The sequence below is a fragment of the Streptomyces sp. NPDC051173 genome (assembly GCF_040689515.1).
Taxonomy (GTDB): domain Bacteria; phylum Actinomycetota; class Actinomycetes; order Streptomycetales; family Streptomycetaceae; genus Streptomyces.
This window is the reverse complement of the sequence record NZ_JBFBBD010000133.1, coordinates 1-8,472: the sequence shown is the minus strand read 5'-3', so window position 1 is coordinate 8,472 and position 8,472 is coordinate 1. Positions and strand designations below refer to the sequence as shown.

Annotated in this window: 9 protein-coding genes and 1 riboswitch; of the genes, 8 read left to right on the top strand and 1 reads right to left on the bottom strand. The window is 72.0% G+C overall.

Translation table 11 applies throughout. The annotated features are described in order from the left end of the window. The first annotated feature begins 356 nt into the window (after positions 1-356). The 6 genes from AB0435_RS33490 (at position 357) to AB0435_RS33465 (ending at position 5,513) form a co-directional block, all read left to right on the top strand. Positions 357-944 carry an FABP family protein gene (locus AB0435_RS33490; RefSeq protein ID WP_366007786.1) on the top strand — a complete coding sequence of 196 codons (588 nt, stop codon included), beginning with the start codon at positions 357-359 and terminating at the stop codon, positions 942-944. A gap of 34 nt (positions 945-978) precedes the next feature. Beyond that, a riboswitch (cobalamin riboswitch) is annotated at positions 979-1,060 on the top strand. A 118-nt stretch (positions 1,061-1,178) separates the two neighbouring features. Further along, positions 1,179-2,264 (top strand): iron ABC transporter permease, encoded by a 1,086-nt coding sequence (locus AB0435_RS33485; protein ID WP_366007785.1) that lies wholly within the window; start codon positions 1,179-1,181, stop codon positions 2,262-2,264. Positions 2,265-2,266: 2 nt separating this feature from the next. Beyond that, positions 2,267-3,040 carry an ABC transporter ATP-binding protein gene (locus AB0435_RS33480; protein ID WP_366428670.1) on the top strand — a complete coding sequence of 258 codons (774 nt, stop codon included), beginning with the start codon at positions 2,267-2,269 and terminating at the stop codon, positions 3,038-3,040. A gap of 11 nt (positions 3,041-3,051) precedes the next feature. Then, positions 3,052-4,062, top strand: coding sequence for an ABC transporter substrate-binding protein (locus AB0435_RS33475; protein WP_366007783.1), 1,011 nt, complete (start codon positions 3,052-3,054; stop codon positions 4,060-4,062). A gap of 19 nt (positions 4,063-4,081) precedes the next feature. Continuing rightward, positions 4,082-4,519, top strand: a complete 438-nt coding sequence (locus tag AB0435_RS33470) for a transcriptional repressor (RefSeq protein WP_366007782.1) — start codon at positions 4,082-4,084, stop codon at positions 4,517-4,519. A gap of 10 nt (positions 4,520-4,529) precedes the next feature. Continuing rightward, positions 4,530-5,513, top strand: a complete 984-nt coding sequence (locus AB0435_RS33465; protein ID WP_366007781.1) for a folate-binding protein — start codon at positions 4,530-4,532, stop codon at positions 5,511-5,513. Between the two features lie 239 nt (positions 5,514-5,752). Here the strand turns inward: AB0435_RS33465 and dtd are convergent, their stop codons facing one another. Next, positions 5,753-6,178 (bottom strand): D-aminoacyl-tRNA deacylase, encoded by a 426-nt coding sequence (dtd, locus tag AB0435_RS33460; protein ID WP_366007780.1) that lies wholly within the window; start codon positions 6,176-6,178, stop codon positions 5,753-5,755. 175 nt (positions 6,179-6,353) lie between these two features. Here dtd and AB0435_RS33455 point away from each other — a divergent pair, with 175 nt between their 5' ends. Next, the gene (locus tag AB0435_RS33455; protein WP_366007790.1) at positions 6,354-6,917 is read left to right on the top strand and encodes a hypothetical protein; all 564 of its coding nucleotides are present in this window, start codon (positions 6,354-6,356) and stop codon (positions 6,915-6,917) included. Between the two features lie 604 nt (positions 6,918-7,521). Next, a complete protein-coding gene (locus AB0435_RS33450) occupies positions 7,522-8,115 on the top strand; it encodes an NAD(P)H-dependent oxidoreductase (RefSeq protein WP_366007779.1) in 594 nt (197 codons plus the stop codon). The last annotated feature ends 357 nt before the right edge of the window (positions 8,116-8,472 follow it).

Genomic DNA, 8,472 nt, shown 5'->3' with positions numbered 1-8,472 from the left:
CCACGACGAACCGGGACCTGCTACCGGGCACTCCGGTGTCTACCCGGACGGGACTTCCACCCGCGAGCCTGAACCAGCTTTCAGGACGCAACATGCGATCACTGTAGGCCGTTCCCACCCACCTCACAGAGCCGCTCCCGAGGCGTCCGACTAGACTCGGGGGCGGTCCGTACCCCCTCTCTCCGACCGAGGAGCACGCTCGTGCTTGAGGCAGTCTTCACCACCCTGCTCGTGCTGGTCGCCGTCGGCGTGCTCGCCTTCGCCGGGCTGACCTGGAAGAAGCTCTACCAGGGCCAGCGCTGACCCTGGGCAGCTGACCGTTCTCCCTCACCGTCTCCTACAGATCGTCTGAGCCCATGATCGAGATTCCGTCCGACCTCCACCCGGACCTCGTGCCCCTCGTCTTCCTCCTCGGCAAGTGGGAGGGGGCCGGCGTCGCCGACTTCCCCGGCTCCGAGAAGTGCAACTTCGGGCAGGAAGTCACCTTCACGCACGACGGCCGTGACTTCCTGGAGTACACGTCGCACAGCTGGGTGCTCGACGGCGAGGGCAAGATGGTCCGCCCGCTGGAGACCGAGAGCGGCTACTGGCGGATCGGCAAGGACCGCAAGGTCGAGATCGTCATGATCCGCGACCAGGGCGTCGCCGAGGTCTGGTACGGCGAGCTGGCCGACCAGAAGCCGCAGATCGACCTGGCGACGGACGCCGTCGCCCGCACCGCGGCCGCCGGTCCGTACACGGGCGGCAAGCGCCTCTACGGCTACGTCAAGGGCGACCTGATGTGGGTCGGCGAGAAGGCCACCCCCGAGGTGCCGCTGCGCCCCTACATGTCGGCGCACCTGAAGAAGATCGCCGACCTCCAGGAGTGGGCCGCGAGCCTGCCCGACGACATGCCGGACGGCGTCGCCTTCTTCAACCAGGACGGCACGCCCTACACCGGCTGAGCACGACCCGTACGACTCGAAGAAGCGCCCCGCGGGGGAAGCCGGTCGAAGTCCGGCGCTGACCCGCAACGGTAGGCGGAGGGCCCCCTCGGGGCCTTCCGCGAGCCCGACCACCCGCGGCGGCGTCAGCTCCTGACAACTCGCCGTGGACTGCGAGGGGACACCCGGGCGCACCCTCGTCCCGGGCCGCTCCTCGGTACGTACGGAAGCGGCCCGAGCCGAAGGCGTGCCCCCGTGGCGACCACCCTCCAGGCCACCGTGACCACCGGCGGTCCACCGCCACCCCGGCGGCTGCCGCTGCCGCCCCTGCTGGCCGGGCTGGGCGCGGCCCTGCTCGTCTCCCTCGTGTGCGCGGTCGGCCTCGGCGCGGCCGGCATCACCTGGGGCGAGACGTTCCGCTTCCTGCGGGCCGGGCTGACCGGCGGGACCATCACGCCGGACCAGGTCTCCGCCTACACCATCGTGTGGGAGCTGCGCTTCCCGCGCGCCCTGCTGGCCGCCGTCGTCGGCGCGGGGCTCTCCGCCGTGGGCGTGGCCGTGCAGGCCATGGTCCGCAACGCGCTCGCCGACCCCTTCGTCCTCGGCATCTCCTCGGGCGCGGCCGTCGGCGCCAACGCCGTGCTGCTCTTCGGGGCGCTGGGCTCCCTGGGCGTCTGGGCGCTCTCCAGCGCCGCCTTCGCCTCGGCGCTCGCCGCGATGCTGCTCGTCTACCTCGCCGCCCGCACCCCGCAGGGCCTGACCCCGCTGCGGCTGGTGCTGACGGGCTCCGCGATGTACTACGGCTTCTCGGCCGTCACCACCCTGATGGTCTTCAGCGCCGACCGCGGCGAGGCCGCCCGCTCGGCCATGATGTGGCTGCTCGGCAGCCTGGCGGGCGCCACCTGGGCGTCCGTGCCGATCGCCGCCGCGGTCGTACTGGCCGGGCTCGGGTATCTGCTGTGGACGGCGCGCGGCCTCAACGCCCTGGCCATGGGCGACGAGACGGCCGCCGCGCTCGGCGTCGACCCCGACCGGCTGCGCCGCAAGCTGTTCGTCGTCGCGGCCGCCGTCACCGGTGCCGTCGTCGCCGTCAGCGGCGCGATCGGCTTCGTCGGCCTGATGGTCCCGCACATCACCCGCATGCTCGTCGGCGCCGACCACCGCCGGGTGCTGGCCGTGGCCCCGCTGCTGGGCGCGGTGCTGCTGGTGTGGGTCGACATCGTCTCCCGGCTGCTGCTGGCGCCCGTGGAGCTGCCGGTCGGCGTCATCACCGCGATCGTCGGCGTGCCCTGCTTCGTGCTGCTCATGCGCCGCCGCGGCTACACCTTCGGAGGGGCCTGAGCATGCGTGTCGACATCGAGGACCTGTCGGTCGAGGTCGCCGGCGCCCGCCTCGTGGCGGACATCGCGCTGCGGGCGGAGTCCGGGCGGTTCGTGGGCCTGGTCGGCCCCAACGGCAGCGGCAAGTCCACCCTGTTGCGCTGCGTCTATCGCGCGCTGCGCCCGGCCACGGGCACCGTACGGCTGGACGGCGACGACCTGCACGCGCTGACCGCCCGCGAGGGCGCCCGGCGGCTGGCGGCGCTGCCGCAGGAGTCGGCGAGCGAGTTCGACTTCACCGTCGCGGAGATCGTCGCGATGGGCCGGCTGCCGCACCAGGGCGCCGCCGCACGGGCCACCGCCGAGGACGGCGCGGTGTGCGCGGCGGCCCTGGAGCGGGTCGGCGCGGGCCACCTCGCCGGGCGCGCCTTCCCCACCCTGTCGGGCGGCGAGAAGCAGCGCGTGCTGATCGCCCGCGCCCTGGCCCAGCAGCCGAAGGTGCTGGTCCTGGACGAGCCCACCAACCACCTGGACATCGCCCAGCAGCTGGAGGTCCTCTCGCTCGTGCGCGGCGCGGGGCTGACGGTCCTGGCCGCGCTGCACGACCTGAACCTCGCCGCCACGCACTGCGACGCGCTGTACGTCATCGCGGGCGGCCGCATCGTCGTGTCCGGCCCACCGGACGCGGTGCTGACCGCCGAGCTGCTGGCCGACGTCTTCGGCGTACGGGCCCACCGCGTGCCGCACCCCGAGTCCGGCGCCACGCGCCTGCTCTTCGACCGCCTCCCGACCCCGTAAGGACCCGCCCCATGCGTGCTCTGCGCACCGCCGTCGCCCTGCTCGCCGCCCTGGCCCTCGCGGGCTGCGGAGCGAAGGTCTCGGACGCCCCCGCCGAGGAGAAGGCCTCCGGCCACTACCCCGTGACCGTGGAGAACTGCGGGGTGAAGACGACGTACGACAAGGCCCCGCAGCGGGTGGTCACCAACGACGTCGGCATCGCGGAGATCATGTTCGCCCTCGGCCTGGAGGACCACATGGCGGGCTATGTGGCGCCCGACTACAAGGGCGACCGCCGGGGGTCCGTGCCGTGGGCCGACGGCTACAAGAAGGTGAAGTGGCTGTCCAAGAAGGAGATCACCAAGGAGCTCGTCCTGGACGCCAAGGCCGACCTGGTCTTCGCGGGCTGGAACTACGGCTTCGGCGAGGGCAACGGCTTCACCCCGGCCGCCCTGAAGAAGCTCGGCGTCGGCTCGTACGTCCTGACCGAGTCCTGCCACAACGGCACGGGCGGCTCGCGTGGCGTGATGCCGCCGCTGGAGGCGCTCTACGCCGACCTGGCGACGCTGGGCAAGATCTTCGACGTGGAGGACCGGGCCCGCGAGCTGACCGCCGGCTTCAGGAAGCAGGTCGCGGACGCACGGGCGCAGGTGCCGGCGGACGGCCCGAAGCCCAAGGTCTTCCTCTACGACAGCGGCCAGGACAAGCCCACCACCGCGGGCGCCTACGCCGGCCCGCACGACATCATCACCAAGGCCGGCGGCGACCACGTGATGAAGGACCTCAAGGACTCCTGGACGCAGGTCAGCTGGGAGACGGTCGTGGACCGCGACCCCGACGTCATCGTGATCAACAACTACGGGGACGTGAGCGCGGAGCAGAAGAAGCGCTTCCTGAAGTCCTACGGCCCGCTGGCGAACGTCTCCGCCGTCAAGAACGACCGCATCTTCGTCCTCGACTACGTCGACCTCGTCGAGAGCCCGCGCAACCCCGCGGCCATCGCGGCGCTCGCCGGCTTCCTCAAGGGGGTCCGCAATGCCTGACGCTGCCTAGACTGGTGGCGTGGTGGACACCGACTGGCAGAGCAACCTCCGTAAGCGCGGCTACCGGCTGACGCCGCAGCGCCAGCTCGTCCTGGAAGCGGTCGACCGGCTGGAGCACGCGACGCCGGACGACATCCTCACCGAGGTCCGGCGCACGGCCGGCGGGGTCAACATCTCCACGGTCTACCGGACCCTGGAGCTGCTGGAGGAGCTCGGCCTGGTCAGCCACGCCCACCTCGGGCACGGCGCGCCGACCTACCACCTCGCCGACCGGCACCACCACATACACCTCGTCTGCCGCGACTGCACGACCGTGATCGAGGCCGACCTGTCCGTGGCCGAGCCGTTCACCGCGCGGCTGCGCGAGACCTTCGGCTTCGACACCGACATGAAGCACTTCGCGATCTTCGGCCGGTGCGCCGACTGCTCCTCGAAGGCAGCCGCCGACGGGTCGTAGGCTTGTGCGCATGCTGCGTCATTCGAAAGCCAGCCCGCTGCTCTCGCTGCCCGGCGCCGTCGCCGCCGAGGCTCCCGACGAGGGCGTCGCCGCGCACTACGGCGACCTCTTCCGCGAGCAGCGCACGCTCGCCGGAGGGTCCGGTCTCGTCGACCTCTCGCACCGCGGCGTCGTCACCGTCACCGGCTCCGACCGGCTGAGCTGGCTGCACCTGCTCATCACCCAGCACGTGACCGACCTCCCCGCCGGGCAGGCCACGGAGGCGCTGGTCCTCTCCGCCAACGGCCACATCGAGCACGCGCTCTATCTGGTGGACGACGGCGAGACGACCTGGGCCCACGTCGAGCCCGGCACCCAGGGCGACCTCATCGCCTATCTGGAGAGCATGAAGTTCTTCTACCGCGTCGAGGTCGCCGACCGCACGGACGACTTCGCCGTCGTCCACCTGCCCGCGGGCTCCATCACCGAGGTCCCCGAGGGTGTGCGGGTGCGCGAGACGGCGCACGGGCGCGATCTCTTCCTGCCGCGCGCGCGCCTGGCGGAATTCGCCGCCGCGCACGGCCCGGTGGCAGGCGTGCTCGCCTACGAGGCGCTGCGCGTCGAGGGCCACCGCCCCCGCCTGGGCCTGGAGACCGACCACCGCACCATCCCGCACGAACTGGGCTGGATCGGCACCGCCGTCCACCTCCAGAAGGGCTGCTACCGCGGCCAGGAGACGGTCGCCCGCGTCCACAACCTGGGGAAACCGCCGCGCCGCCTGGTCTTCCTGCACCTCGACGGCAGCGAGGTCTCCCTCCCCGCCCACGGCACGCCGGTCCGCCTGGCCGCGGACGGCCCCGAGGGCCGCCAGCTCGGCTTCATCACGACGGCGGCCCGGCATCATGAGCTGGGGCCGATCGCGCTGGCGCTGGTGAAGCGGAATGTTGCGACGGATGCGGCGCTGCTCGTGGGCGAGGCGATGGCGGCTTCGCAGGAAGTGGTGGTCGAGCCGTAGCGCTGGCTGCTTGTCCGCGCCTGCGGCGGGCGGCCTCAAGCCCGTCCGGCGTTTGAGGACGCGCCCGTTGGGGGCACCTCCCAGCGGTAGCTGGGGGAGCTCCCGCCGCAGGCGGCAACGGACCTGTACGTCGGGGTCTGGGGCAGCGCCCCAGTTTCGGGAAGGGGCGGGGTGGGGGAAAGCCCGCCGCAGGCGCCAGCAACCCGCACCCGGGGGCCCAGGGAAGGCGGCAACCCTCCCTAGACCTCCACCAGCACCGTGAACGGGCCATCGTTCGTCAGCGCCACCTTCATGTCCGCCCCGAAACGCCCCGTCTCCACACGCGCCCCCAACTCACGAAGCTGAGAAACGACCGCCTCCACGAGCGGCTCGGCCACAGAGCCAGGCGCAGCGGCGTTCCACGTAGGCCGCCGCCCCTTCCGCGCGTCACCGTAGAGAGTGAACTGGGAGATCACCAGCAGCGGCGCTCCCACGTCCGAACAGGACTTCTCGTCCGACAGGATCCGCAGGGACCACAGCTTGCGGGCGAGCTGTGCCGCCTTCTCCGCCGTGTCCTCATGCGTCACTCCGACAAGCACGCACAGGCCCTGTCCGATGATCTCGCCGACGGTCTCGCCGCCCACGACGACGCTCGCTCCGTCCACCCTCTGCACCACTGCACGCATACGGACCATGATGCCCTGCGTCCATCCAGGGCCGTTCGGGTGGAGAGACCCTGCGCCCGGGCATCACACAGTGGCACGATGCGTGCAGGCGGTGTTCGTACGGGCGACGTGCCCCGGACGCGCGCCGCCCGAGGGGAACGGAAAGCGCATGACCACACCCATTGAGGACGGTCCCATGCTCAAGACAGCGGACGGCCTGCACCCGAGGCCGCCGAGCCAGCGCGCCGGGCGGCTGGCGGACGTCCCCGCGCGGGAGCTGGGCGAGCTGAGCCTGGCGGAGCTGCGCGTGCTGCGCCGGGACGCGCAGCGGGACGAGGCGGATCTCAGCTACGTACGGCGCCTCCTCCAGGGCCGCGTCGACATCCTGCGGGCCGAGCTGGCGCGGCGTGCCTCGCCGGGGGCCCCGGTCATGGCGCGGCTCGTCGTGGAGCGGCTGTCGGAGATCCTCGCGGACGGGCCCTCCGCCCAGCGCTCCTCCGCCCGCCACGTGACGCTGGGGACCCCGCACAGCGAGGAGTCCCGGCGGCTCGCCGAGGACATGCTGGCCGAGGTGGAACTCTCCGACCTGGGTGCCCGCACCGATCCCGAACTGCTGAGCGGGATGCGGCGCCTGGAGACGTACGAACGGCAGGTGTCCGTGCGCCGCCAGGCGCTTCAGCGGACGGCGGACGATTGCAGTGCGGAGATCGCTCGCCGGTATCGCGAGGGGGAGGCGCAGGTCGACGACCTCCTGTCGTGACCCACTGCCGTGGGGTGGCCTCAATCGCCGGCCGGGCTTTGGTGGTGGCTGGACCGGGGGCGGGACCTCCGGGCTGAGGACCTGGAACGCGGTGCGAGGCGCCGTGAGGCGCATTGTGTGCCGTGACAACGCACCGCGTTCCAGAACCCCACCCTCCGGCCCCACCCCCTCCGCCGGTGGGTGACGTCAGGGTCGGGGTGCGCCGTTCTTTTCTTTTCCGCCGGGCGCGCGAAATTCAGCCCGTTGGGGGCACCTCCCAGCGGTAGCTGGGGGAGCTCCCGCCGCAGGCGGCAACGGACCCGCAGCTCGGGGTCTGGGGCAGCGTCCCAGTTTCGGGAAGGGGCGGGGTAGGGGAAGAAGCCCGCCGCAGGCGCCCACCGACCCGCACCCGGGGGTCTGGGGCACGCGCCCCAGTTCGGGGAGAAGCGGGCCGGGGCGGTGGCCCTGGCCGACCTGCGGCTGCGCACGGCGCGCCGGCCCTGGTGCCCCGACATCTTCTGACGGCCCCCGGAAGATCACCCTTGACCTCAAGCGAACTTGAGGTACCAAGCTTCTGGTCATCAGCCCGCCGGTACCGCACCGGCACGGATCCTCGGGGGACCCCATGTTCGAGAACACCTACCGCCTCGCCGTCGTCATCGCCTCCACCCGCGAGGGCCGCTTCGCGACCACCATCTCCAAGTGGTTCGAGGCGCGGCTCGCGGAGCGCGGCGATGTCGAAGTTGACGTCATCGACCTCGCCGAGCACCCGCTGCCGATGCACCTCTCCAAGGAACTGTCCCCCGAGGACGCCGCGGCGCTCGGCGCGGTGACCCCGCGGCTGGAGCGGGCCGACGCCTTCGTGATCCTCACACCGGAGTACAACCACAGCTACCCCGCACCCCTGAAGAACCTCATCGACTGGCACTACTCGCAGTGGCGCGCCAAGCCGGTGGCGTTCGTCTCGTACGGCGGCCTCTCCGGCGGCCTGCGCTCCGTGGCCCACCTGCGCCCGGTCTTCTCGGAGCTGCACGCGGTGACCATCCGCGAGACGGTCAGCTTCCACAGCCCCTGGGGCAAGTTCGACGAGGACGGCGCCCACGTGGACGCGACGGCCGGCGACGGGGCGGCCGGGGCGGCGAAGGTGATGCTCGACCAGTTGGCGTGGTGGGCGGTCTCGCTTCGCGAGGCGCGTTCGAAGCGGCCGTATGGGGCGTGAGGCCGCTGTCGTCTGCGGGTCTGCGTGCGCCTGGGGTGGGGTGGCCTCAATCGCCGGCCGGGCTGGGTTGGTGGCTGGACCGGGGGCGGGACCTCCGGGCTGAGGACCTGGAACGCGGTGCATGGCGCCGCCCTACGCTTTGAGTGCCCCGACAACGCACCGCGTTCCAGAACCCCACCCTCCGGCCCCACCCCCTCCGCCGGAGAGCAAGTTAAAGGCCGGTGGGTGCGCTTCTCTTCTTTTCCGCCGGCCACGCCGTCCTTTTCTTTTCAGCCCGTTGGGGGCACCTCCCAGCGGTAGCTGGGGGAGTTTGAGGACAGCGCGCGAAGCGTGCTTCGGGGGTCTGGGGGCTTGCCC